Here is a 24476-nt window from a genome sequence, read left to right as displayed (position 1 = left end):
ACAGACATATGGTAAAGAAGATAATTAAAACTGTCATAGGCCAGAAGAGAATAACCGCAATGAAGCAAGTTATTAAATACGTTAAGGATATTCAATATCTTCATTCTAACCCAAGAATTAAGGTTGGAGAAGATACGGTGCTTTACCAAAAATATTCACAGAAAGGAAAGCATGTTTTCTTTGGCTATTATGATATCTCACAGTTTGATGTAGAAGAAGAACGTATGCTTGTGCATTGTTTAGATAAGAAAGCAGATGCACACAGGGATATGGCAGATTTAGGCTATTATAAAGTTGGTAGTGGTGAGTATACTCGATTCGCATCTACTCAAGCGTGGTGTTGGCAGCAGGGGGCTCGATTGAGATGGCATCCATTTGAGAAAGATTATGTTCTTTATAATGATGTGGACAAAAATAGTTACGTTGCCAGGCTCTATAATTTGGCTGAAAACAGGACAGTTTCTACATATTGCGATGCCTTTTACGATGTATCACCCGATTTTTCCTATGCTCTAAGCTTGAATTTTTCAAGACTTCAGCGGCTTCGTCCTGGTTACGGCTATAGTGTGCTGCCAGACAAAACTGTCAAAGATGTGGCACCAAATGACGATGGAATTTTTTATATAGATATTCATAACAACGAAAAAAAAATACTCGTTAGCCTTGCAGATTTGGCTTCGGATGTCTCCGATCCAAATGTTGACCAGCACTATATCAACCATATATCAATATCACCTGATGGAAAAAGATTTATGTTTTTTCATATCTGGACTTTAAAAGGCGATTCACATTGGAGAACACGCCTCTGTGTTTATAGTTTTGTTGATGGTAAAGTTGATGTATTAGAAAATAAGGCTCGAGTTTCACATTATGATTGGAAAAATAATGATGAGTTGCTAGTGACATGCTGGGACGAAAAGAAAGACCAGTATTATTGTATCTATAATACTGAAAATAAGAATAAGACTATTCTTGAAAATAAGTACTTGAATCACGACGGGCATCCTTCGATTTTTGGAAAGGAAAGGTATTTTATTTCGGATACTTATCCTTTATTACATGGTATGCAGACAGTATTTGAGTATGACCTTAAAAGTTGTGTGTACAGACCGCTAATTCATCTTTATTCGGATGCACGGTTATTCGAAGAAAAAAGATGTGATTTGCATCCAAGAGTTAGTCAGAGCGAGAAATACATTACAATTGATACAACTTGTGAGGAAGGGTGTAAGCAAGAGATTCTTATAAAAAACTGGAGGAATATATAATGCCTAAGATTAGCATTATTGTGCCCATATATAATGTGGAGAAGTATTTGGTTCGGTGTGTAGATAGTCTGATAAATCAGACACTACGAGACATAGAAATTTTACTTGTGGATGATGGGAGCCCGGATGCTTGTCCTGATATTTGTGACAGGTATGCAAGACAAGATGAGCGAATTAAGGTTATTCACAAGGAAAATGGTGGCGTAAGTGCTGCAAGGAATGACGGATTATTAGCTGCGACTGGTGACTGGGTTATATTCTGTGACTCAGATGATTGGATGGAGTTAGACGCTTGTAAGGAATTATATGAAGCGGGTGTTGAAAACGATGTTGATGTCGTTATTGGAGAAATTAATCGTATAAAGGGAAACGAGATAATCCACAACAGATTTTTTGCTGATGAGTTTGTATATCGTGAGCGAGAAATGATTGATAAACTAGTTGCTGCTGATATTTATCAGAATTACTGCTCAAATCCCCCGTCAACCCCGACCATAGGTTATGGAGGGCCGTGGAATAAGCTTGTAAAGAGAGCGTTTCTCATAGAGAATAACATTTGTTTCGATATAAACCTTTTAGGAATTTTCGATGATATTTTTTATACTGCATATATATATGCGAATGCAGCGAGTGCCGCATATATCCAAAAGCCTGTGTATAATTATGTGGTAGTGCCTACATCTATAACAAAAAGCTATAAGGCCAATACGCTCGATATAAATAGACGTATCTTTAATGCTTTTGAAGATTTTAAAGATAAGTATGCACCTAATGGTAACTTGGATAGACCATATGATGCCATGGTGATACGGAGATTCGAGGAGGCTTTAAGGCTTTACTTCTTTAGTAAGAAGAATCCGAAGAAGATGAAAGAAAGGCTAAAGGAACTTAAAGATACAATGTATCAAGAGCCTTATGCTTCAGCGGCTGGGAATGTAGAAAGAGAAAAGCTACTATCCCATCAGAAAAGGATTGTCACACTTATGAACAAGAAATGTGCTTTGGGATTGTGGATACTGTATTTTATCAAGGGAAAATTAGGAAAAATCTGATGGTAAATTTTTTAGGAGATAAGACAATGCAGAATAAAACCGTTTTATTAAAGCTTGGAGGAAGAAAACACTTAGGTGAGGAACGCTGGGTGGGTGCGCTGACTCTGTTTGATGAAGTGTATGCAACTCGCTTTTTTACGGAGCCAAGCTGGGAAATAAACAGTAACAAGGTGAAAACCTTTGAGATCCCTCATAAATTTTTGACTTCGAAATGCTTAGGATTACTCAATAAAACAAATAACATCAAACAATTGAATTGGCTTAGTTGGATTTCTATCGTACTAATGAGAGCAGCAAACAGAGAATGGATGCAAAATATTAAGACTATTGATCCGGATTATATACTTTGCAGCTATGGGGATTATGACAAGTCAGATATTACTTGTCTTATAGCAAAACCCGTGATTACAAAACCCATTGTTAGGTCTTATAAAGAATCGCGTCCAGAATATAGTTTTAGGGAGTTTAAGGCAATACAAGCCTCGGATACTGTGGTTCTATATGATGTTGAATTAAAGAAGTTTCTTGAACGAAAATATGGGGAGAATCTTTTTAAAGGGAAGAAGCTGTTAATTGGTTACGATGAAAATTCTCTGCCGTCTTGTATACTTGACAATATTAAATATCGAGGTAAGCTGTCAGATAGGGATGGAAAATTGCACTTAGTTATTTTGACTTTTAGAGTTGATTCCGCACCCAATAGACAACGTGACCAAGGAAGGTATTATTATATCGATGTTATTCGTGAATTAATAAATGCAGACATCGTTGTTCATCTACATTGTGAGCAGTATAACGATGATAACGGTATAAATAGATACAAAGAGTTGCAAGATGAAAATTCCGATATGTTTTTTATGGAGAAACCTTTGAGCATGAAACACGATTCTACGGCGGAAGAATGGGTGGACTCGTGTGAAATAATAAGCCAGTACAATGCTGGACTGTTACACAACATAGTCGATGAGTCTAGCGTATCAGAATTTGACAGAATCAATGTGCCGCATCGTTTTTTTGCATATGAAGCCGCACATGTAACACCTATAATCGAAAGAGGAAAAAACATTGTTCTGGAACGCATGTTCACAGAAAATAAATGTGGATTTGTTTACAATTCATTTGCTGAGTTGCCCAATATGCTTAATGAAGATTTTGTTTACTATACACCATGTTATGAGGATTATCTGAAAACAATTTTCAACTTAGAATAAGAGGAGATATGCTATGAAGTTTAAATATGTTGTCGTGGGCGCTGGGCTTGCTGGAATTACTATTGCAGATAGAATTGCCACTCAGCGGCATGAAAAGGTTCTGATGATAGAGAAACGGCCGCAAATTGGTGGTAATGTATATGATGAGTATAACGAGGCTGGCATATTAGTTCAAATGTATGGTCCTCACACTTTTCATACGAATGATAAGGAAGTGTTTGATTACATCTGTCAGTATACGAAATGGCATGAATATCAGCATCGTGTTATGTCCTATGTAAATGGTAATTTCGTGCCGATGCCGATTTCTTTGGAAACCATCAATCAACTTTACAACATGAACTTATCTGAGGATGAGATGGACGCTTTTATCGAGAGTCGTAAGAAAAAGATTGATGAGATTAAGACTAGCGAAGATGTTGTACTTAGTCAAGGCGGGCAGGATATCTATGAGAAGTTCTTTAAGTACTTCACCATAAAACAATGGGGTGTCTCTCCTGCAGAACTTGACAAGTCCGTCATCAGCAGAATTCCGTTCCGCAAGAATAGAGATACCCGCTATTTCACTGACAAGTACCAAGGCAATCCACAGGGTGGATTTGCGCAGATGTGTCGCAACATGGTAAACCATCCGGAAATCAAAATCATGCTTAACACTGATTACAAGGAAGTAATTGATTCTATCGAATATGAGAAGTTGATTTACACGGGACCTCTTGATTATTATTTCGACAACGAACTTGGCAAGCTCAAGTGGCGTAGTATTAAGTTCATTTTTGAAACACACGACTGTGAATCCTATCAACCTGTAGCGAGTACACGTTGGCCAATGGATTATGATTATACTCGTATTACGGAGTTCAAGAAACTAACAGGGCAGAAGAGTGACAAGACAACAATCCTGAAGGAAATTCCATGTGATGGGGAGGAACCTTTTTACACATTCCCTACTGCGGAATGGAAAGCTCTTGCACAACAGTATCGTGACAAGGCGGCGCAGGAGAAAAATGTAATTTTCCTTGGTAGGCTGGCTGAATATAAGTATTACGACATGGATGATGTAATTCGCAGGGCTCTTGATGTTTTTAAGGAGATTGAACAAGGAAGATGAATTTGTGATGGATGAAAATAATGCAATAAAACCAAAGAGTATCAAGGTAAATTATATTTTCAATCTGGCTTATGAAGTGTTCGCTCTTTTGACCCCATTGATAACAACCCCATACGTATCTCGTGTGTTGGGGGCAGACGGAGTTGGAATATATAGTTATACAAACTCAATTGCTCAGTATTTCATTTTGTTTGGAAACCTTGGTATTGCTACCTATGGACAGATGCAGATTGCGGCTTGCAGAGAAGAGCGTAAGGAAACATCCAGAGTGTTTTATGAATTATGGATTCTCAGAGCTTTAACAATGGCAATAAGCCTTGGTATCTATATGGTTGTGTCCTTTACAGCTACTGAGTACAGAGAAGCGCGCTTAATATTTGGTGTTATCATTTTTGCGTCTATCTTTGATATGACATGGCTTTTTAGGGGAATAGAAGACTTCTCAAAGGTTGTAATAAGAAATTTCATTGTCAAGATAGTAATGATAGTCGCAGTTTTCATCTTTGTAAAAACTAAGGATGATGTGAATATCTATATTCTCCTTATTGCATTATCCACATTGTTAGGTAATATTACATTTCTTTTCTCGATGAGAAATGTTCTTTGCAGAGTTGAACTTAAGAGTTTGAATATTTTGCGGCATACAAAGCAGTGTTTGGTGTTTTTTATACCAACAATAGCTACGTCAGTATATACGCTCCTAGATAAAACAATGCTTGGCATGTTGACTGAAGGAACAGCTCAGAATGGTTATTATGAGCAGGCACATAAAATTGAACAAATACTCTTGGTCGCAATAACCTCATTGAACACTATTATGAGATCAAGAATGTCTTTCTTATTTCAGCATGGGCAAATAGATGAAATGCGAGCGCGACTTAATCGATCCATTAGTTTTATCCTATTGATTTCCATTCCAATGGCAGCAGGATTGATTGGCATTGCGCCTAACTTTATACCGCTATTTCTGGGAGAGGGTTTTGAGGAAAGCATCATACTTTTGCAAATCTTTTCTCTTTTATTAATTGTTATCGGACTTAGCAACTGCCTCAATACACATTATCTTGGTCCAAGTGGTAGGCAGGGAAAGAATAATTATGTTCTAATAGCAGGAGCCGCAGTGAATTTTATATTTAATTTGATGGCAATCCCTACTTATGGCGCAGTTGGAGCAGCATGCGCCTCTGTACTAGCTGAAACATTGATACTTATTGGATATTTGTATTTGATACGAGATTTCTTTAAGTTTAAGACTATGATAAAGCTAGGATGGAAGTATGCCATTGCTGGTCTTGTAATGGGTTGTTTCGTTTCGTATATGGGTACTTTACCCGGAAAAAGTTTTGTGATTTTAGTATTGCAGATTATTAACGGCGCTGTGTTATATGGAATAATTTTATGTCTTTTGCGAGATAAATTTCTTTTTGAGAACATAAAGATGATTATTTATAAAGTAAAAACAAAAATACATGCAAGGTGAATGAAATGATAACTCAGCCCAGTAAGTGTCAGGTTTGTTTGAAAATTTCAATAAGAGATGTTCTGGAATACGTGTTTATGCTGATTGTATTCCTTTTTGGGCAGTCTGTGTATATTAGAATGATTGATTCCGCGAGTAGATATATTTATTTTGCATGGGCGGCATCTATAGTTATGGGGTTGCTAATTCTGCTGGAGCGCAATGTTTCTATAAGTGCTTTAAAGAGGGGCATTTTGCTTCTTGTAACCCTTTTAGTTTATTTGATGTTTTCTAAGGTGGGGTGGCAAGTTGTTATTTATCAGATGTGTATTCCGTTTTTTCTCTGCGTACTTTACTGCTCAAACCAGTGGTTGAACGGACGTATGAAATTCTTTTTGAGGAAGTTTGCTGATATCACTATCTTTTTTACATTGATTTCTATTATATTATATATTCTCGGAACTTGTATTCATTTTCTTCCACAATCAATAGATTCATATTCATGGAAAGGCGTTACAACAGAATCTGCAAACTATTTTCATTTAATGTATGAAGCTCAAACGCAAGAATTTTTTGGAATAGAATTTATTAGAAACTGCGGGATATTCTGTGAGGCGCCAAGTTATGCAGTTCCTTTGCTATTTAGTTTGTCTTACGAGTTGCATGTTCCTAAAAAAGTATCAGTATTTAGAATAGGAGTATTACTATTAGCAATATTGACGAGCTTTTCAACAAAAGCTTTAATAATTGCACTGGTAGCAAGTGGTCTTTACCTTATTAATTATGCATATGGTAGAAGAACTGCGTATAGTTCTAATTTGCGAAGCGTATTAAAATTGTTCCTTCCGATTATTTTGATTGTTATTGGAATTATTGGATTTGCTATATTCGATCAAAAAACAGATAGCGGTTCTTACATTGTTCGGATGGATAATATAAATGCTTGTTTCCAAGCATTTATGTCTCATAAGTTGTTCGGAGTTGGGGTTGGTAACGAAACTGCGCTAGCGAATTATGTATCAATTGTACTAGAATGGCAGGGGTTTGCAATGGGTTTACCTGTACTTTTGGGAGAAGGTGGAATTTATCTTGTACTGTTTTATGCATTAGCATTTGTCCATGCCATAAAAAACACTCAATATAAATTTCCTATGATATCTTTTGAAATCATCCTTATTTTGGTTATGTTCACATCGAATATTCCTTATTTTCTTTCTATTATATTTATTTTGGCAATGGAGTATTCAGTACCTATGAAATCAACAACTCAGGTTACTGAGTAAGGCGATATTTGTGTTATGAAGAGAACAAGAAGAATTGACATATTAAAAATAATTTTCTGCATTTTTGTTTTATATATACATGCATATAGAAATAATATTGGGAACTACGCATTCATACCTTCTTTTATTAGCAATGTAATCGCTGATTGTGCTGTCCCTGGATTTTCTATCATATCATCATATCTGCTTTATTGTAGAGGAGATTTTAACTGGTGGAAAAATGTTAAGAAAAAAACAAGATCGTTACTTGTTCCGTATTTTATTTTTGTGACACTATGGATTCTATTAGACTGCGTGAAGGTCTATGCTTTGCACATGGGTGGCGAGGCAAATTATTCAGAGTATAACATTTTGGATTGGTTAGATGCTTTTTTTGGCCTTTACCCATCTACCAGCTGGAAACCCGCCTTAACAGTATTATGGTATGTTCGTGATTTGTTTATTTGTAATCTTTTTGCTGTTCCAATAAAAAAACTGATAGATAAATTTCCACGCATTGTTTTTTTGCTAACCATATTCATTTGGATCAGTGGAGTGCCGAGCTTTGTAATTCACACATATGTTATGGTATTCTTTACCATAGGTTATTACTTAGTGAAGTATAGTACAAAGCTTGCTATATTTGACAACAGACTGAAAATGGCCGCAGTTACTTTGATATATGTACTCAGTGCCATATTGGATTGTATAGTGGATGTAACTCCGTTGCACAGGATATTCATTATTATATCATTGTTGTTTTATGTCTATTTATCGGGGAAACTCGATAATATAATAGGAAGAAAGCTAGTTGACAAAATTGCTCCGACAACATTTTTTATTTATTTGACTCACAAGTTTATTTATACATTGTTTGACATAGTTTTTCATACCAACGGTGATATTGCCGCGTTTTCAGTTTATTTAATAAAGCCTTTATTTGCCTTTAGTGTTGGAATAGGAGCTTATTATTTTTTAACTAAGTTCTTCCCACGGTTTCTTCAACTCATTATTGGTGGCAGAGTAGCAAAGTAAGAATATAAAATATCTTAGGAGGAATATTTATGTATGATTATTTAATAGTAGGCTCTGGTTTATACGGAGCCATCTTCGCACATGAAGCTAAAGAAAAAGGACAAACAGTTCTTGTGATCGATAAGTGTCCAAACATCGGAGGTAATATCTACACAGAGAATATTGAAGGCATCAATGTTCACAAGTACGGTACTCATATATTCCATACAAACAATAAGAAGGTTTGGAATTACATCACTCAGTTTGCCGAATTCAACCACTTCACAAAATCCCCCGTGGCAAACTACAGGGGCAAACTTTTCTCTATGCCTTTCAACATGTATACCTTCAATAAGATGTGGGGAGTAGTTACCCCTGCTAAGGCTGAAGAAAAATCAATGAGCAGCGGACAGAGATAACGCACGAACCGCAGAATCTTGAAGAACAAGCCGTCTTCTTAGTGGGGAGAGACATCTTTGAAAAACTGATCAAGGGCTATACAGAGAAGTAATGGGGACGAGATTGCAAAGACCTTCCTGTGTTTATCATCAAGCGCCTGCCAGTTTGGTTGACCTTCGATAACAACTACTTCAATGCTCTTTATCAGGGCATTCCGATCGGTGGGTATACGCGGCTGATTGAAAACCTACTCGATGGCATTGAAGTCAGGCTGAACACAGATTACTTGGAGCATAAGACAGAGCTGGATGCCTTGTCAGATAAGGTTGTGTACACAGGTCCGATTGATGCGTACTTCAATTATTCCCTCGGTTATCTTGAGTACCGTTCCGTCCGCTTCGAGACAGAACTACTGGACACACCGAATTTCCAAGGCAATGCGGCTGTGAACTACACAGATCGGGAGACCCAATGGACGAGAATTATAGAGCACAAGTGGTTTGAGTTCGGTAAGGACGCAGAAGGCAATGACCTGTCTAAGACGGTGATCAGCCGTGAGTACAGCTCCGAGTGGAAGCCTGGTGACGAGCCGTACTATCCGGTTAATGATGAAAAGAACAGTAAGCTATATCAGCAGTATAAGGCTCTTGCGAATCAAGAACCTAATGTCATCTTTGGTGGGCGCCTTGGTGAATACAAGTACTACGTTATGGATCAAGTTATCGCGGCTGTGCTGGAAAAGTGCGAAGAAGAATTGAGATGATTTAGGGAGAACAAAAGAGTTATATGAAATTAACAACACTACTTATCATGGCAACCGGTATTGGCGCCGTTATCAAACCGATAAAAATAAATCGGCGGTCAAACAGCTGGAGCCTGTGGGTATTCAGGAACACAGGCAAAGCAATACCAAGGGAGAAGATGAACATCATCACTGACATCCTTGCACAGTACATGCTTTTCGGAGACGCGCGTTTTGAAGCCACCACGACATTGGAGTACCTCAATCAGAGCGCAGATTGCTACGGCGCATTGGTACGCTACGGTGACCATGTGATTTTTGCGACGAAGAATTAGGACAGGAAAATCCTCGTGGCGATTTACGAGTTCATCGGCAAACCGGACGATTCAAGCTTTGGAATCTGTTAGAACCGGATGCGCCTGATCAAGCTTGCCGACCAGACTTTCAAGGACAGCGGACATGTGGTTCTTTGGGGAATGAAGAGATTGGAGGAGACGGCATGATTGGAGTAAGAAAGAACAGGCGCAGGGATGAATCCTGCCTTGCCTGAGGAAGAACAAAGAACCTTGTGGATGTGGCAATCCGAAGAACCAAGTAGGTGAATGCATCTGTAATTTGCCTTTGTGGGGATTGTGTAAAAGAGATTTTTGAGCAGACGATGCAGTCTGCGGAAGGATGAGCAGAATGAGCAAGAACAATGGAGCAATAAGAAATTACAGCACACAGCGGCCGGTCAGACTGGGGACATATCCATCCGTCCACAAGGTCAGGGAGATTTACAATTTTGATGAGAGACTCTACGTGGAAAGCATTAACAGGAAAATGGAAAAATCACATATAGGAAAAAAGGCAGTGTTGACTATATTTATTATGAATACAACCGTATTTATGACAAGCTGATCCAGAAAACAAATCCCAAGAGAACAACCATAGGCAAGAGATCGGAAGACGATCCAACGAAGATTTTCTTTAGAATGTCTGCATCCAGGAATCCGAATCTGGTGCAACTATTTTTCCGTATGCATTTGACTGAAAGCTACGGTACAGGCGTGGGAAAAATTCAGAGAAATTATGCTGGTGTTAACAAGCGGCCCGTATTAGAAACGGCGCCTGGGATGTTCCGTGTGACATTGCCGAATGTGAACGAGACAGCGGTGGCACAAAAACTTCCTGAAATAGAGCTCGTGGAAGCAGTAGAAAATGAAAAATCCATAGACTATGAGAAAAGACTGCATGTTCAGTATGTGACTGAAAACAACAGTATCACTCAAAAAGAAGCAGAAGACTTGTTGGAGGTAGGGATAACATAAGCGTTTCGGTTGCTGAAAGAACTTTGTGAGACTGGTAAGCTGAAGGCAGAGGGCAGCGTAAGAAGCATTAAGTATACTTTGGCATGACCAAAGGGGCCGAGATCATGTACAAGATGATGGAGGACATTATTTCAGATACAGGTCATCTAATGTGAATAGCCGCACTTCGCCTTTCTTTGCAAGATCTTTCAGGCCTTCTGTGAAGCCGCCCCTGAAAAAATCATGTAATGATATTTGCTGCCTTTTCCAAAAGCTTTCGCATAGGAACGGATCAGTTCCAGTTCATCCACACCGACAGAATCATTCCTGTACTTGCAGGAGCCGATCAGATATTCATCTCCTTCAACTGGAGCTCCTACAATATCGATATGCACCTGCTTGCGGGTCTTTGGGAGTGCTCCACCACTGGCCGATTTCACTGCACAGAACAGGCAAATCACCGGCATGGCGGAGCAGATAATCCTGACACATTTTCTCAAACACCAGCCCCATGTAATCAGGAAAATATTGTTTTACGGCCCTGTCATATATACTTGAGAATTGCCCGGCGTTGATGACTGACATATTCTGAGGAACGAACCGATACCAGAACTGGAAGAAATTATCGTCTATCAGGTAGATCGTTTTCTTTCCGGGCTTTTCGGTAATCGGGGTTTCGCGTTTCAAAATCCCAAGTTCCAGAAGAACACGCAGATATTTTGCACAGAACCCGGATTCCAGAGAAACCTTTGTGGAGATTTCATTGGAGCGGGAAGCGCCGTTGGCAATCGCTGTGATCACGGAATTGTAGATTGACGGCTCACGTAGTTCCTGCTTTATCAGATTTTCCGGCTCCTCGAACAGATAACTGAAGGGGGCAAACAGGTTCTCCATGAGCGCTTCATTCAAATCAGCATTCACATCCAGCTTATTGATATAGTGCGGGACTCCGCCCGTGATGCCGTAGAGCAGCGCCAGATGGAAGGCACGGATGTCACGGTAGGATAAGGCCTATATTTTCAGCTGGGCGGTACGCCTGCCATAGAGTGGGCTCTCATATCCCAGTACCTGATACTCCATAAAACTCATAGAAGAGCCGCAAAGAATCAAGAAAAGCTGGCTGCTCTGCCCAATATGGTCGATTAGGTGCTGCAAATGGGAAGATATGGATTTATCCGCTTTTGCAAGGTATGGGTATTCGTCAATAACAAATACAATGCGCTGTTCTTTGGCAAGGATAGTAATCGCTTCCAGAGCGTCCTCAAAGTTACGGAAAGCAGGGGCATTTGTTCCGGTAGGATTTTGGTATAAATAAATCGCCTTGGACAGAGCTTCTAGATTTTCCCCTGCGGAAGAATTCAGCGCTGAGAAGTAAATGACAGGCTTGCCCTTGCAAAATTCGTTGATGAGGGCTGTTTTTCCTACGCGGCGGCGACCATAAATGACGATGCATTCAAAGTCTGCTTTTTGATAATGCTTTTCCATGGTTTCCAGCTCTTTTTCTCTGCAATAGAACATAATATGCCCACCTTTGAAAAATACAAACTTATAAGTTGGTAACTTATGAGTTTGTTATAAAAGAAAGCTGTAATTTGTCAAGGTGTTCCTTTTCAAAAATGCTTTATTATGAGCAAGCCTATGCGGAAGAATTTTCACAATTTTCCAAATACCACTAGAAAAATCCAGTCATTTATGCTATAGTATGCAAGGTGGAGCATTAAACGTAGATAAGATACCAGTTTTAAAAACCTAAATAACTCGATCAGTAACATCGCCGAATATCATCTTCAATAAAGCCAGCCACTTAATATCTGCTAAAGCTATTGACATAACGGAATTTAACATATTATACTTAAAAAATACAGATACCCCGGTTCACTAGCTCAACTACATAAGGATTTCATAAATGAATCAATCGCCTCGCCCCAAACCATGGCTTCCATATATCTTATGGACCATGTTTGCATTCATACTACTAATAACCCTATACCTGTCCTTCCAAAGCGGCCCAGCCACCAAAGCCCTTGAAAAGCCCTTGGTAACCCAGGTAACAGGCACCCTGAAAAACACCCCTACCCAGGAACAGATACTAACCATCACCTACTATCTGCGCCAAGCCGGCAGGGCCATCCTTTTCTTCGCATTAGGATTCACCGGAAGCTGGGCAATCATCCTCACCTTCCGTAAAGTCACAACAAAGATTCGCATACTATCCACAGCATCCATGCTGTTCGTCATAGCCTTTTTTACAGAATTTATGAAGCTCTTTATAGAAGGAAGACACTATTCCTTCCCCCAATGCCTGGAAGGCTTTTTCTTCGGCATGCTGGGATATCTGTGTATCGGTATGATACTGTACCTGACTGCACATCATAAAGACAGAATCAAGAAAAACGCAGGAGCAGAAGCGTAATGGTTTTCTGCTTTACCGGAGGAATATGTACCAGAAGAAGTCTAATCTGCAAAATTTAATAATCATATCGTTAGACTGCCTTGTCCTTATTCTCAGTCTCGGTATCGCTAACTACCTCAGGCATCAGAAGTTCTTCAAAGGATTGAATAATCCTACTGATATGAAAGTTCTGATTGCTATTTTTTTGGTGGTGTTTCTTGTAATCAACCTGTTTAAGAACTGGTACAAGCAAATGCTGCTCCGGGGACCCTTTCAGGAACTGCTGGAAATCATCAAGATGAATCTGGTGACTCTGGCCGGCGCTACCTTTGCTTTATACTTTACAAGGGTAATCGACGAATATTCCAGAAAAGTGCTCCTTTATTTTGTATTCATAGATGTTTTACTGATGTTCCTTGTCCATCAGCTGTATAAAAAGTACCTTCCGGTATTTTACCGGGTTGCAGGAAATGCCCGTCAGCTGCTTCTTGTGGCCACTGCAAAGGAAGCGCCTGCTCTGGTAACTGAGATGAAGAACATTAAGGATTACAGCTATCAGATAAAAGGCATCATCCTGTTGGATGGCGATGAAAAAGAGGTGGGAGGAATCCCGGTAGTGGCTTCGGGAAAGGATCTGATTGAGTATTGCCTCTCAGCGCCTCTGGATGAAGTGATTTTCTGTACGGACAGGCAGACGCAGGAAGACAGAAAAGATGATTTGGAAAATCTGGCTGCTATGGGCCTGACTATCCATTTGGAGGTTCCTGTCCTGGAACTCACGGAAGCTCCTCAGCGTATTTTGTCTCAGTTTGGACAGTTCCATACCATTACTTATGCAAATAAAGTGGCGCCCTTCGGCCAGCTGATGCTGAAGCGCCTTATCGATATAGCAGGTGCTGTTGTCGGTAGTCTGATTCTTTTCATTCTTACCATATTCCTGGCGCCTGTCATTAAGCTGGATTCTCCCGGCCCTGTGTTCTTTGCGCAGAAGCGTGTAGGGCGGAACGGCCGCATATTCAAGATGTATAAGTTCCGTTCCATGTATATAGATGCGGAAGAGCGGAAAAAAGAGCTGATGGCCCAGAATGAAATGGATGGGCTGATGTTTAAAATGGAAGATGATCCCCGCATCACCAGGGTGGGGAAATTCCTGCGTAAAACGAGTTTGGACGAGTTCCCTCAGTTTATAAATATCCTGAAGGGGGATATGAGTCTGGTTGGTACCAGGCCGCCCACATTAGATGAATTCGAGCATTACAAGTCTTATCACAAAAAGAGGCTTAGCTTCCGTCCGGGTCTTACCGGTATGTGGCAGGTGAGCGGCAGAAGCGATATTACGGATTTTGAGGAAATTGTCAGGCTGGACGTGGAGTATATTGATAACTGGTCGGTCAGCCTTGATCTTAAAATTTTAATTAAAACATTTCTGGCTGTTTTTTCGGAAAGCGGTGCCAGGTGATTTTTTTATGCCCAAAATTCCTGTTTTAAACGTATATTAATTTACTTTTAAAAAAGCCGATAAAGTAATAAGGAACTATCATTAACAAAACAGGATAAAAGAAAGCAGGAAATACAGGATGGAAAAATTAAGCAAGGCGGATTTGGAAAAGGAAGCGATATTAAATCCGGAAAAAGCAGAAAAAAGAAAACAAATGAGGCGCAGGGCGCGTTTGATGGCAGTTATAACCGTATTGTGTGTTTTTTGTGTGGTCTGTACGACTGGTTTTATGGTAGTCCGGGCCATGGGAAAAAGCAGCATTATGAGTAAGGGCGGCGGTCAGGAGCCTGCGATTTCCACAGACATAAATGTAATGGATAAGGTGGAGCAATGGCAGGAGGGGTGGATCGGGTACAAGGATAAGATCTATGAGTACAACGATGATATCATGACCTTCCTGATTATGGGAATTGATAAAAAGGACAGGCTGGAAACCGTGGAGAACGGGGGGCAAAAAGGACAGGCAGATGCCATTTTTCTTGTTGTTATGAATCCTCATGATAAAAAGGTGGATTTGATAGCGATTAACAGGGATACGATGGCGGATGTGGAGGTCTATGGCCAGTCAGGCGCCTATTCGGGCACGGTAAAGGCCCAGATTGCCCTGCAGCATGCTTATGGAGACGGAAAAGATAAAAGTGCCAAACTGATGGAGAAAGCGGTTTCCGCGCTTATGTATCAGCTTCCCATTCATGGCTATTTGGCGGTCAATATGGATGGAATCCCCACGATCAATGACACCATAGGCGGCGTTGAGGTGGAATGTATCGAGGATTTGACGGCGGCGGATCCTGCCCTTGGCGCGGGAGAGAACGTGAGGCTGGAGGGAGAGACAGCTTTTTGGTATGTGAAGTACCGGGACACCAATGTATTTGAAAGCAACAGGCACAGGCTGGAACGGCAGGCGCAGTATCTTCAGGGCTTTATCGAGCAGGCCAGAGCTGCTTTCAGGAAAGATGTTACGCTGCCGCTCACACTTTTCCAAAAATTAAGTCCTTATATGACTACGGATATAAAGGCGGATGAGGTTACTTATCTGGCTACAACCGCGGCGTCTTATGAATTCAGCGGAGAGATCTATCTGCTGGATGGAGAGACGAAGATGGGTGATGTGTATGAGGAATTTTATCCGGATGAAGATGCCCTTCATCAGATGGTTATAGATATTTTCTATGAAGAAGTACAACAGTAGCTGTTACCGCCTCTGGCGTTAATAAGGGAAGTCATACAAGAATCATTAAGAGGGGAGGCAGCCTGTTTCCATATACAGGCAGGTTCCGTTTCCGGTTATGGGCCGGAGGGATTCTGCAGCAGCCGGCGTAAAGCGTTTCGCATCAAAAGTGTTATCTTTATGTGCTCTGTATGCTTCCCGGGGCCGGCATGTTCCGGACAGGTTATGCCAAACTATGAAAATCAACAGAAGGAAAAGAAAATGAAACAAAAAAAACATAAATCCCTGCTTCACAGTTCCTCACTTTATATTTTGCTTATGTTCGCCATTCTTCTGATTGGCTGCGGCAGCAAAGGGGAAGAGCAGGGGGAGACACAGTCTGATGTACAGGCAGAAGAACAGACGGAACCATCAGCAGCAGAATTCCTTAAGGAAGACGGCACGGCGGATATTCAGGCGCTTCAGGCGATAAACGCAGAAGCCTATGCATGGCTTGAAATTACCGGTACGGATATCAGCTTTCCCATCCTGCAGCCTGCAGAGGACGAGTACTTTTATCTGAGCCATAACATATATGGGGATGAGGATGAGAATGGCTGCATTTATACGGAATATTACAACAATAAGGATTTTGGAGATCCCAATACCGTAATTTACGGACGCAACAGGGAAGAGCGGTTCGGCAGGCTTCATCAATATAAGGACAGGGATTTTTTTGATTCCCACAGGGAAGTAAAGATCAGTACGGAAGACAAGGTGTTTATTTATCAGATATTTGCGGCATACACCTACGATGACCGTCATTTGATTGCAACCTATGATTTCTGGGATAAAACGATTTATTCCACATATCTGGAGGATATTTTTGCAATCCGGGCGATGGATGCTTTTATAGATGATTCCGTGGAAGTAACGGCGGAGGATAAGATCATTACCTTATCCACAGGGGTGACAGGAGAAGATGATAAGCGTTATCTGGTACAGGCTGTGCTTGTGTCAGAATAGGCCCTGAAAGGCGGATGATGGATGGAACAGAAGAGAAAGAGGAGAAGGAAGAAGAAAAGGCGGTCTGCGGCTCAAAAACTTGGGATATTTTCAGCGGTTCTGCTGTCGGTGATACTTTTATTTCTTCTTTTGCTGGTAATCGGGTATTTTTGGATGGACAGTCATGGCCGGAGCGCCTTCGCTCAAAAACAGGAGGCTGTCCCGGAACAGATGCAGGATTTTTCCGTATCGGAGAATGATGCAGGAAAAGCATTGGAAGCGGGTACGCTTCGCTATAATGGGAAGACATATGCCTATAAAAAGGATATTCTGACCTTTTTATGTATGGGAATTGATAAAACCGGAGAGGTGAAGGCCTCTTCTGATTTATACAGAGGCGGTCAGGCTGATGCCCTGTTCCTGGCCGTATTGGATCCGGAGGATAAAAAAATCAGCGTAATCGGTATTAACCGGGATACGATGACAGAAATTAAAACCTATGACCCCAACGGGCTTTATGCGGGGAAAGAGGTCGCGCAGATAGCGCTTGCCCACGCTTATGGGGAAGGGCTGGAAGAAAGCTGTGAGAATACGGTGGAGGCTGTTTCCAATTTATTCTATGGCCTGCCCATTCATGGCTATTGCGCGCTGAATATGAGTATCATAAGCACAATCAATGATGCGGTAGGCGGGGTGGAAGTCACAATACCGGAATCTGTGGCCAAGGGAGGTATGAAGATTGGCGGCAGGTGGTATGGTTCCGAATGGAAGCCGGGAGACCGTGTCCATTTGGAGGGTGAAGAAGCCTATGTATACATAAAATACCGTGATACCAGGGAGGCGCAGAGTGCGGAAGCCCGTCTGTCCCGTCAGAAAGAATATCTGCAGGGATTTATCGGGCAGGCAAAGACAGCGATGAAGCAGGATATGACTCTGCCGCTGAAGCTGTACACACAGGTTTCTCCTTATATGGTAACGGATATATCCGCAGACGAAGCAGTTTATCTGGCAGGACAGGCTTTATCCTATAGTTTTGACCAGAATGACATATATACGATGGAAGGGCACGTGGAGATGGGAGAAATTTTTGAGGAATTTTACCAGGATGACACGGCTCTGTACGAATTGATACTTCAGGTCTTTTATGATGAAGTAACGCCATAACGCTGTTTTTGACAGCCTGAATATGGTATTAGCGGACGGGCAACCGGCCGTTGATATAAAGAAGCCACACACACTATAAGAAAGGGGGATGATTGACATGAAAAAGAAAATGGCAATTGTTCTTTCAGCAATTCTCGCATGCTCTATGGGCATGACTGCGATGGCGGCTCCCAGTCCGTCCATCCAGAAGGAGCCTGTAGCACAGGTCGTTGTAAGCCCTTCTGTTGGTACCAATAATACTGTTACCACACAGGCTGTAAGTGTTTCCAGCGATAAGTCTGCAGTCCTTCCCGGAACCACATTCAAGACCGCAAGCGGTCAGGTTGTGGATCCGTCTGCTGTAGCAATGGTTATCGCACCTGCTTCCGCTGAACAGGCACAGGCTTCTGCAGCATCTTTAGCAGCAGCACTGGCTTCCAGCAAAATGCAGGTAGTTAACTTTACCGGAAGAAGCGGACTGTCTCTGACAGACGCTAATGGCAATTTGAATGTTGTTAACAACATGGTAATTGGCCTGCAGACCGCTTCCGGCGAAGCTGTTGCACAGAATGGTTCCGTATCTGCAGCGTTTGCGCTGTCAGATATTCTCGGAGCAGCTGCTCTGGGTGAAGGGGAAACTCTTCAGGCATTATACCAGAGAGCAGATGGTACATGGGTTGCCGTACCCGTTGTTATTAAGAACGGTGCGGTTGCTGTTGCACTTCCTGCATTCGGCGGCGCTGTAAATGTAACTTTTGTTGTAGCCAAAGGAGCTCATATGGAAGATGTTCCGGCAACAACATCTCCCAGAACCTGATAGTTCTGGACAAGCACTAAAATTATTTTCTAAAATCGACTTGTGTGGTTTCAAAATGCCCGGATTCCTGAACATCGGAAACCGGGCATTTTTTTGCGGAAAAAGGGAAGCTTTCATTCCTTTAAGTTATCGATATAATAGTACTAATTTCGGGCCGGAGGTCTGTAATCGGAGCGAATGAGAAAAGATAAGAAAAAATGATTTAATCGTAGAATTATCTGGTTATTTAGGAATATACCGATTTTTCGGGGAATAGGAGAAAAGGTATTTTAACCCTTGCCTATTTGGATTAAGGTTTATACAGTAATGGATATTCATTTTTTTTGTGCAGATTAACGGATTGACCCGGTGGGTATTGTCGGATGTGCCATATATGGCACATCTTTTGCTATTCAATATATCCAATCCTATCGTTTCTAGTCATCATGGAAAAAGTACGCTAAAATACTACTACAGTTCAGTGGAAAAAGCAATTCTTGCTTATGGAATATGCTAAACTGAAAAAAACGAAGTTTGGTAAATTTTGGAAGTAAGGTGCAAATGATGATGGATTATGTAGTTATTATGCGTGGCTTAAGAGAGGACAACGATGTAAAGCAGAGGGAGGTGGCCGAATACCTGAATATTGACCAGAGAGTCTATTCCAGATATGAACGAGGGCAGAATGCGATGCCGGTTAGGTTTATCCCGTTGCTTTGTGACTACTATAATGTATCAGCGGATTATCTGTTGGGACGTTCAAAAGAAAAAGACTACCTTGGCGCTGACAAGTCCCGTAAGCTGGGAGCCACAAAGAAAAACGGATAGGAAAAGACAACTGAAGATGGAATGAGTGCCCGTTGGGCACGCGTAAAAAAGAACGGCATGTACCGTTCTTTTTTCTTGTGAAATCCTCCGGTTTCGGCTATAGTATTAGATATGCGGACAAACTATTTCACAGGGATTTTAACGCATATTTTTATAAAGAAGATACAGGAGCAAGGTGCATATGAAATGTCTTGTACTGGCAGGAGGAAGAGGCGACAGGCTTTGGCCGTTGTCCAGGAAAAATTATCCGAAGCAGTTTATCAGCATCCAGAAGGATCATTCCATTTTTCAGGAGACGATTGCCAGGAATATTCCCTATTGCGATGAGTTTATCATAGTTACTAATAAAGAATATCAGTTTATCGTGGAAAACCAGATGAAGGCCTTCCAGGGTATTACCTACAGGCTTGTGCTGGAGGAGGTCGGGAGAAAAACTACGGCGGCCATCGTGCTTTCCTGTCTTCAGTTCCCTTTGTCTGAGCTGATGTTTGTTGTTGCAAGCGATCATCTGATTGAAGGGCCTACCTATAAAGACGATGTCACACGTGCGGCAGAGCTGGCAAGGGACGGCTGGCTTGTCACCTTCGGGATGGATATCCGCAAACCCGAAACCCGGTTCGGGTATATCCGGTGCCATGATGAGGAGGTACTTTCTTTTATAGAGAAGCCGGACGCGGCCACGGCAGCCTCTTATTTTGAGGCGGGGGATTATCTGATCAACAGCGGAATGTTTCTATTTCGGGTAGGGACTCTCGTACAGGAAATCAGGAAATTTTATCCATGGCTTTATAATTCCTGTGAAGCCGCTTTTTATATGCGTAAGGTAAAAGGCAGGCACACGTATTATCCTTCGGAGGTCCTTGAGGGGATCCAGGCAGTTCCCATAGAAAAAAGTGTGTTTGAAAAGACAGGCAGGGGAAAGGTGATTCACAGCTCCTTCCGGTGGCAGGATATCGGCAGTCTGGAGGATCTGTCCATGACAGGGATTCAGAGGGATGAACGGAATCAGATCGTGTATGAAAGCACCAATACCACTGTGCTGAATCAGAGTGACCGTCAGCTTGTGGTGGCCAATAATCTGGAGAATATCACGATAATCAATACAGAGGACGCCGTTTATGTAGGCAGGACGGGGGAGTCTGAGAAGCTTAAGGGTATTATGAAGGAAAATCCGGAGGAACAGCATTACTTTGATCAGGGAAGGATTATTTATAAGCCGTGGGGGACTTATGAGCTCCTGAATGTAAATCCCAGATATGTTGTCCGTAAGGTGGTGGTTACGGAGGGAAAGACTATTTATGCCCATCAGCATGCACACCGTACCGAGCACTGGATTATTGTATGCGGCAGAGCCAGAATAATCCTGAAAGGAAGCGAAAGGGAGTATGGGGCAAATGACAGCATTGAGGTGCCTGAAAATACCGCCCACCAGATTTCTAATATCGGGAATGAGCCTCTTGTTTTTATGGAGATTTCCACAGGTACGATGGTAGAGGAAAGGGATTTGATTTCCATACGCAGCCGGGACTTATCGGAAGCGGAGCTTGGTTATCAGGTCGAGCCTTTTGTCCGTCTGCTGCCTGCTTTTAAGGACTATCTCTGGGGCGGCACCAGGCTTCGTGATATATACGGCAAAAAATGTGATTATGAAATCATTGCTGAGAGCTGGGAGCTGTCTGCGCATAAGGAGGGACAGAGCATCGTGGCTTCCGGACGGCACAAGGGACTTCTTTTCTCCGAATATCTGGATCGGATCGGAAAAGAGAAATGGGGCTGGAAATGTCAGCCGCTGGAGCGTTTTCCGCTTCTGGTCAAGCTAATTGATGCAAAAGAAAATCTGTCTGTCCAGGTGCATCCGGATGATTCGTACGCCCTGGAAAAGGAGAATGAGTACGGAAAAAATGAGATGTGGTATATTCTGCAGTGTGATCCGGATTCCTGTATATACTGTGGCTTTAAGCGGGATGTGACCAGGGAAGAGGTAGAGAAGGCGGTGGAAGAGAATACCATTCTTTCCCTGCTCAACCGTATCCCCATTAAGCAGGGAGATGCCTTTTTCATTCCGGCCGGCACGGTTCATGCGATCGGGAAAGGCAGCCTGATCTGTGAAATCCAGCAAAGCTCCAACTGTACGTACCGGTTATATGATTATAACCGTAAGGATAAGTATGGAAATTATCGGGAGCTTCATATGGAGAAAGCTCTGGCGGTCATGGATTACAGCCGTTACGAAGTACAGCGGTTTGACAGTGAAACGATAGAAACGGAGGATGTGCTCCTTCGCATCCTGAGCAGGTGTAAATATTTTGAATGTGTCAGCTGTACGCTTCATGGCACCTATTCCCTGGAGGAAGACGGGAATTCCTTCTATTCCTTATTGTGTGTAGGGGGAAATGCCGTGCTGAAAAACCAGGAAGGAACGGAAAGAATGGATATAAAGGCCGGGGACAGTATTTTTACCCCTGCCGGAGGACAGAAATTCCTTCTTGAAGGAGAAGGGGAGTTTATTATCACCCATATATAATAAAAAGCGCCGGCTCATTCAAAAGCCGGCACTTTTTATGAAAGGCAGTATTATTTTTTCAGGAAAACCATATAGCCTCTGCTGCCCAGCAGCTTTTCCGCTTTTTCAATTGAGGCTTCCTCATAAAATTCGATGCGCAGAACACCGTCTTCCGATTCCCTGTTATGGACAATTCCGATATTTTTAATGCTGATATGATTCAGCGCCAGCAAAGTGGCCACGGAAGCCAGGGAGCCGGCTTCGTCCGGAATTTCCACATTGATGGTGTAGACCCTCTTGATAGGACCGCTGGAAGCATCAATGAAGGAATCCCGATAGCTTCTTGCGGTATCAAAAAAATGGTACAGCTGCGCCGCATCGCTTCTGTCGATTTCATCCTTAACCTTTTCGAGAGAACTGATATAGCGTTCCAGAAGCTGTGAAATGTTCTCTTTATTCGTCAGGCAGATCTGCTGCCACATGACGGTGGAAGAAGAGGCGATCCGGGTAATATCCTTAAATCCTCCTGCAGCCACCAGCTTCATGATGCCGTCCTCATTATCGCTGGCCTTTACCAGATTCACAAGGGAGGAGGCAATGACATGGGGCAGATGGCTTATGGCGGCGGTCACATAATCATGCTGCCGATAGTCCAGGATCAGGGGGATTGCCCCCATCGCCTTTACCAGCGCGGCATACCGTTCCGCCTGTTCCCCGGAAACATCCGGAGTGGGGGTAAGGATATAATAGGCGTTTTCCAATAAAGATGCCTTGGAATTCTGGAACCCGATCCGTTCGCTCCCGGCCATGGGATGTCCGCCGATAAAACAGGAGGTCAGCCCCAGTTCTTCTATACTGGCATGGATAGTGCTCTTTACACTGCCCACATCTGTGAGGATGCAGTTGGAATGAGTGCGCCCTTCCGATAACAGAAATTTACGTATCAGACGCAGATTGCTGTCATTCTGGGAGACCGGGGCACATAAGAATAGAAAGTCACAATCCGTAAAGGTCATTCCGTTTTCTTCATCGATACGTTCCGACGCTTCATCAATGACGCCTTCCTCTAAAGCGAGCCTGAGCGTTGAACTGTCCGTATCACAGGCGCGGATAAAACAGTCCGGATGGGAAGCCCTGATGGCTCTGGCAATGGAACCGCCGATCAGCCCAAGCCCGAAAAAGGAAAAAGTAAGTTGTTCCATAGGTTGCTCCTTTTATTTGAAACTGCGGCCGGCGAGACTGATATAAGGGGCAAGCTCCCCGGTCAGCTTTTCGAATTTTTCAAAGGTGAGAGACTGCGGGCCGTCGGAAAGGGCATGGGCCGGGTCGTTATGTACCTCTATCATCAGTCCGTCTGCGCCGCAGGCCACAGCAGCCTTGGCCAGAGGGGCCACATATTTGTAAACACCGGTGGCATGGGACGGATCCACTATGACAGGAAGATGGGTTCTTTCCTTTAATACCGGAACGGCGCTTAAATCCAGGGTATTGCGGGTGGAGGTTTCAAAGGTACGTATCCCTCGTTCACATAATACCACATTGGGATTGCCTTCGGCAATGATGTACTCGGCCGCGTTCAGCCATTCCTCGATCGTTGCGCTGAGCCCTCTTTTCAGCAGTACGGGAAGGCCGGAACGTCCCGCTTCCTTAAGAAGAATGAAATTCTGCATGTTCCGTGCGCCGATCTGTATCATATCCACATATTTTACGGCGGCTTCAATGGCTTCCCGGCTCACTACCTCGCAGATGGTAGCCAGACCGGTTTCCTTTCCGGCCTCCTGCATATAACGGAGCCCTTCTTCCTCCAGCCCCTGGAAAGAGTAGGGAGAGGTTCTGGGCTTGTAGGCTCCGCCGCGCAGTATCGTGGCTCCCGATGCCTTGACTGCCTTCGCAATAAGCATCAGCTGATCCTCGGTTTCCACAGCGCAGGGGCCTGCCATAATGGTCATATTGTCAGGCCCGATGGAGGCAGGGCCTGCCTTGACCGTAGTGGGATCGGGATGGAACTTGCGGTTTGCAAGTTTGTAGGTTTCCGTCACGGGAACAATGCGGTCAACATCCTTGAAGCTTATCAGATTTTCAGTAGACAGGCGGCTTTTGTCCCCTACGACGCCGATGATGGTAACCTCGGTACCCTGGGAAAGATGGGCATTCAGCCCACTGCTTTCAATATATTCCTTTATCGCCGTGATGCTGGATTCAGCGGCCTGTGGTTTCATTACAATAATCATTGGTTCGTTCCTTTCCTTTTACGTATTCCTGATGCAGATATTAATATAGCACTTTAAAGCGCGAAAGTCAATCGGAACGAAGCAGATAAAAAAACTGAGTGAGCGGCTCCGTCTGCCCTGGCT

The 24476-nt window shown here is 42.6% G+C and carries 22 protein-coding genes and 1 pseudogene; 19 read left to right on the top strand and 4 right to left on the bottom strand.

Translation table 11 applies throughout. From position 1 onward, the window contains the following. Nucleotides 1-8: 8 nt before the first annotated feature. The 11 genes and pseudogenes from BLA28_RS27790 to BLA28_RS27740 all read left to right on the top strand — a co-directional run bounded on the left by BLA28_RS27790 (nucleotide 9) and on the right by BLA28_RS27740 (nucleotide 10828). Entirely contained in the window at nucleotides 9-1268 is a 1260-nt protein-coding gene (locus BLA28_RS27790; protein WP_069159560.1) for a hypothetical protein, read from the top strand. After that, nucleotides 1268-2320 carry a glycosyltransferase family 2 protein gene (locus tag BLA28_RS27785; RefSeq protein ID WP_069159561.1) on the top strand — a complete coding sequence of 351 codons (1053 nt, stop codon included), beginning with the start codon at nucleotides 1268-1270 and terminating at the stop codon, nucleotides 2318-2320. The genes BLA28_RS27790 and BLA28_RS27785 overlap by 1 nt, the downstream gene beginning before the upstream one ends. Before the next feature lie 26 nt (nucleotides 2321-2346). Further along, nucleotides 2347-3531: a hypothetical protein gene (locus BLA28_RS27780; protein ID WP_069159562.1), complete on the top strand. Its 1185-nt coding sequence runs from the start codon at nucleotides 2347-2349 to the stop codon at nucleotides 3529-3531. 13 nt (nucleotides 3532-3544) lie between these two features. Further along, complete coding sequence (gene glf, locus BLA28_RS27775; RefSeq protein WP_069159563.1) at nucleotides 3545-4642, top strand: UDP-galactopyranose mutase; 1098 nt, start codon at nucleotides 3545-3547, stop codon at nucleotides 4640-4642. Nucleotides 4643-4649: 7 nt separating this feature from the next. Then, nucleotides 4650-6122 (top strand): flippase, encoded by a 1473-nt coding sequence (locus BLA28_RS27770; protein ID WP_069159590.1) that lies wholly within the window; start codon nucleotides 4650-4652, stop codon nucleotides 6120-6122. Nucleotides 6123-6199: 77 nt separating this feature from the next. Beyond that, on the top strand, nucleotides 6200-7384 hold the full coding sequence (locus tag BLA28_RS27765) for a hypothetical protein (protein ID WP_141703006.1): 1185 nt from the start codon (nucleotides 6200-6202) through the stop codon (nucleotides 7382-7384). A 15-nt stretch (nucleotides 7385-7399) separates the two neighbouring features. Then, nucleotides 7400-8398 carry an acyltransferase family protein gene (locus BLA28_RS27760; RefSeq protein ID WP_069159565.1) on the top strand — a complete coding sequence of 333 codons (999 nt, stop codon included), beginning with the start codon at nucleotides 7400-7402 and terminating at the stop codon, nucleotides 8396-8398. A 29-nt stretch (nucleotides 8399-8427) separates the two neighbouring features. Next, nucleotides 8428-9539: pseudogene (gene glf, locus BLA28_RS34735) on the top strand (UDP-galactopyranose mutase). Between the two features lie 23 nt (nucleotides 9540-9562). Next, entirely contained in the window at nucleotides 9563-9853 is a 291-nt protein-coding gene (locus BLA28_RS27750) for a hypothetical protein (protein WP_069159566.1), read from the top strand. A gap of 349 nt (nucleotides 9854-10202) precedes the next feature. After that, nucleotides 10203-10418, top strand: a complete 216-nt coding sequence (locus BLA28_RS27745) for a defense against restriction DarA-related protein (RefSeq protein ID WP_069159567.1) — start codon at nucleotides 10203-10205, stop codon at nucleotides 10416-10418. A 74-nt stretch (nucleotides 10419-10492) separates the two neighbouring features. Further along, a complete protein-coding gene (locus tag BLA28_RS27740; RefSeq protein WP_069159568.1) occupies nucleotides 10493-10828 on the top strand; it encodes an ATP-binding protein in 336 nt (111 codons plus the stop codon). Nucleotides 10829-11170: 342 nt separating this feature from the next. On the opposite strand, the gene BLA28_RS34335 is transcribed toward BLA28_RS27740, so the two are convergent. Then, nucleotides 11171-11728 carry an ATP-binding protein gene (locus BLA28_RS34335; protein WP_242880667.1) on the bottom strand — a complete coding sequence of 186 codons (558 nt, stop codon included), beginning with the start codon at nucleotides 11726-11728 and terminating at the stop codon, nucleotides 11171-11173. Between the two features lie 90 nt (nucleotides 11729-11818). Beyond that, on the bottom strand, nucleotides 11819-12325 hold the full coding sequence (locus tag BLA28_RS34330) for an AAA family ATPase (RefSeq protein WP_242880668.1): 507 nt from the start codon (nucleotides 12323-12325) through the stop codon (nucleotides 11819-11821). A 388-nt stretch (nucleotides 12326-12713) separates the two neighbouring features. Here BLA28_RS34330 and BLA28_RS27730 point away from each other — a divergent pair, with 388 nt between their 5' ends. The 8 genes from BLA28_RS27730 (at nucleotide 12714) to BLA28_RS27695 (ending at nucleotide 22143) form a co-directional block, all read left to right on the top strand. Further along, entirely contained in the window at nucleotides 12714-13220 is a 507-nt protein-coding gene (locus BLA28_RS27730; protein ID WP_069159569.1) for a VanZ family protein, read from the top strand. A gap of 25 nt (nucleotides 13221-13245) precedes the next feature. After that, complete coding sequence (locus BLA28_RS27725; RefSeq protein WP_069424385.1) at nucleotides 13246-14658, top strand: sugar transferase; 1413 nt, start codon at nucleotides 13246-13248, stop codon at nucleotides 14656-14658. A gap of 118 nt (nucleotides 14659-14776) precedes the next feature. Beyond that, a complete protein-coding gene (locus tag BLA28_RS27720; protein WP_050018784.1) occupies nucleotides 14777-15889 on the top strand; it encodes an LCP family protein in 1113 nt (370 codons plus the stop codon). Between the two features lie 240 nt (nucleotides 15890-16129). After that, the gene (locus BLA28_RS27715; RefSeq protein ID WP_044969941.1) at nucleotides 16130-16873 is read left to right on the top strand and encodes a class B sortase; all 744 of its coding nucleotides are present in this window, start codon (nucleotides 16130-16132) and stop codon (nucleotides 16871-16873) included. A 21-nt stretch (nucleotides 16874-16894) separates the two neighbouring features. Then, nucleotides 16895-18016: an LCP family protein gene (locus tag BLA28_RS27710; protein ID WP_044969914.1), complete on the top strand. Its 1122-nt coding sequence runs from the start codon at nucleotides 16895-16897 to the stop codon at nucleotides 18014-18016. Between the two features lie 97 nt (nucleotides 18017-18113). Continuing rightward, nucleotides 18114-18812, top strand: a complete 699-nt coding sequence (locus BLA28_RS27705) for a hypothetical protein (protein WP_069159572.1) — start codon at nucleotides 18114-18116, stop codon at nucleotides 18810-18812. 540 nt (nucleotides 18813-19352) lie between these two features. Beyond that, nucleotides 19353-19619 (top strand): helix-turn-helix domain-containing protein, encoded by a 267-nt coding sequence (locus BLA28_RS27700; RefSeq protein ID WP_308623979.1) that lies wholly within the window; start codon nucleotides 19353-19355, stop codon nucleotides 19617-19619. Nucleotides 19620-19800: 181 nt separating this feature from the next. Next, entirely contained in the window at nucleotides 19801-22143 is a 2343-nt protein-coding gene (locus tag BLA28_RS27695) for a type I phosphomannose isomerase catalytic subunit (RefSeq protein ID WP_069159573.1), read from the top strand. Nucleotides 22144-22193: 50 nt separating this feature from the next. On the opposite strand, the gene BLA28_RS27690 is transcribed toward BLA28_RS27695, so the two are convergent. Together BLA28_RS27690 and aroF are read right to left on the bottom strand one after the other, a co-directional pair. Next, nucleotides 22194-23324, bottom strand: coding sequence for a prephenate dehydrogenase (locus BLA28_RS27690; RefSeq protein WP_044969119.1), 1131 nt, complete (start codon nucleotides 23322-23324; stop codon nucleotides 22194-22196). Nucleotides 23325-23336: 12 nt separating this feature from the next. After that, on the bottom strand, nucleotides 23337-24353 hold the full coding sequence (aroF, locus tag BLA28_RS27685) for a 3-deoxy-7-phosphoheptulonate synthase (protein WP_009252864.1): 1017 nt from the start codon (nucleotides 24351-24353) through the stop codon (nucleotides 23337-23339). Nucleotides 24354-24476: the final 123 nt, after the last annotated feature.

Source organism: Eisenbergiella tayi (genome assembly GCF_001881565.1).
Classification (GTDB): Bacteria; Bacillota; Clostridia; order Lachnospirales; family Lachnospiraceae; genus Eisenbergiella; species Eisenbergiella tayi.
The sequence above is the reverse complement of the archived record's forward strand: the minus strand, read 5'-3'. Positions and strand labels throughout refer to the sequence as shown.

What these genes read in the sequence shown, in the direction of transcription:
- BLA28_RS27725 (WP_069424385.1), top strand. Translation starts at nt 13,246, where the DNA reads ATGTACCAGAAGAAGTCTAATCTGCAAAATTTAATAATCATATCGTTA.
- BLA28_RS27750 (WP_069159566.1), top strand. Translation starts at nt 9,563, where the DNA reads ATGAAATTAACAACACTACTTATCATGGCAACCGGTATTGGCGCCGTT.
- BLA28_RS27745 (WP_069159567.1), top strand. Translation starts at nt 10,203, where the DNA reads ATGAGCAAGAACAATGGAGCAATAAGAAATTACAGCACACAGCGGCCG.
- BLA28_RS27740 (WP_069159568.1), top strand. Translation starts at nt 10,493, where the DNA reads ATGTCTGCATCCAGGAATCCGAATCTGGTGCAACTATTTTTCCGTATG.
- aroF (WP_009252864.1), bottom strand. Translation starts at nt 24,353, where the DNA reads ATGATTATTGTAATGAAACCACAGGCCGCTGAATCCAGCATCACGGCG.
- BLA28_RS27790 (WP_069159560.1), top strand. Translation starts at nt 9, where the DNA reads ATGGTAAAGAAGATAATTAAAACTGTCATAGGCCAGAAGAGAATAACC.
- BLA28_RS27770 (WP_069159590.1), top strand. Translation starts at nt 4,650, where the DNA reads ATGGATGAAAATAATGCAATAAAACCAAAGAGTATCAAGGTAAATTAT.
- BLA28_RS27715 (WP_044969941.1), top strand. Translation starts at nt 16,130, where the DNA reads ATGAAACAAAAAAAACATAAATCCCTGCTTCACAGTTCCTCACTTTAT.
- BLA28_RS34330 (WP_242880668.1), bottom strand. Translation starts at nt 12,325, where the DNA reads ATGTTCTATTGCAGAGAAAAAGAGCTGGAAACCATGGAAAAGCATTAT.
- glf (WP_069159563.1), top strand. Translation starts at nt 3,545, where the DNA reads ATGAAGTTTAAATATGTTGTCGTGGGCGCTGGGCTTGCTGGAATTACT.
- BLA28_RS27710 (WP_044969914.1), top strand. Translation starts at nt 16,895, where the DNA reads ATGGAACAGAAGAGAAAGAGGAGAAGGAAGAAGAAAAGGCGGTCTGCG.
- BLA28_RS27690 (WP_044969119.1), bottom strand. Translation starts at nt 23,324, where the DNA reads ATGGAACAACTTACTTTTTCCTTTTTCGGGCTTGGGCTGATCGGCGGT.
- BLA28_RS27785 (WP_069159561.1), top strand. Translation starts at nt 1,268, where the DNA reads ATGCCTAAGATTAGCATTATTGTGCCCATATATAATGTGGAGAAGTAT.
- BLA28_RS27700 (WP_308623979.1), top strand. Translation starts at nt 19,353, where the DNA reads ATGATGATGGATTATGTAGTTATTATGCGTGGCTTAAGAGAGGACAAC.
- BLA28_RS27720 (WP_050018784.1), top strand. Translation starts at nt 14,777, where the DNA reads ATGGAAAAATTAAGCAAGGCGGATTTGGAAAAGGAAGCGATATTAAAT.
- BLA28_RS27765 (WP_141703006.1), top strand. Translation starts at nt 6,200, where the DNA reads ATGCTGATTGTATTCCTTTTTGGGCAGTCTGTGTATATTAGAATGATT.
- BLA28_RS27695 (WP_069159573.1), top strand. Translation starts at nt 19,801, where the DNA reads ATGAAATGTCTTGTACTGGCAGGAGGAAGAGGCGACAGGCTTTGGCCG.
- BLA28_RS27780 (WP_069159562.1), top strand. Translation starts at nt 2,347, where the DNA reads ATGCAGAATAAAACCGTTTTATTAAAGCTTGGAGGAAGAAAACACTTA.
- BLA28_RS27730 (WP_069159569.1), top strand. Translation starts at nt 12,714, where the DNA reads ATGAATCAATCGCCTCGCCCCAAACCATGGCTTCCATATATCTTATGG.
- BLA28_RS27705 (WP_069159572.1), top strand. Translation starts at nt 18,114, where the DNA reads ATGAAAAAGAAAATGGCAATTGTTCTTTCAGCAATTCTCGCATGCTCT.
- BLA28_RS27760 (WP_069159565.1), top strand. Translation starts at nt 7,400, where the DNA reads ATGAAGAGAACAAGAAGAATTGACATATTAAAAATAATTTTCTGCATT.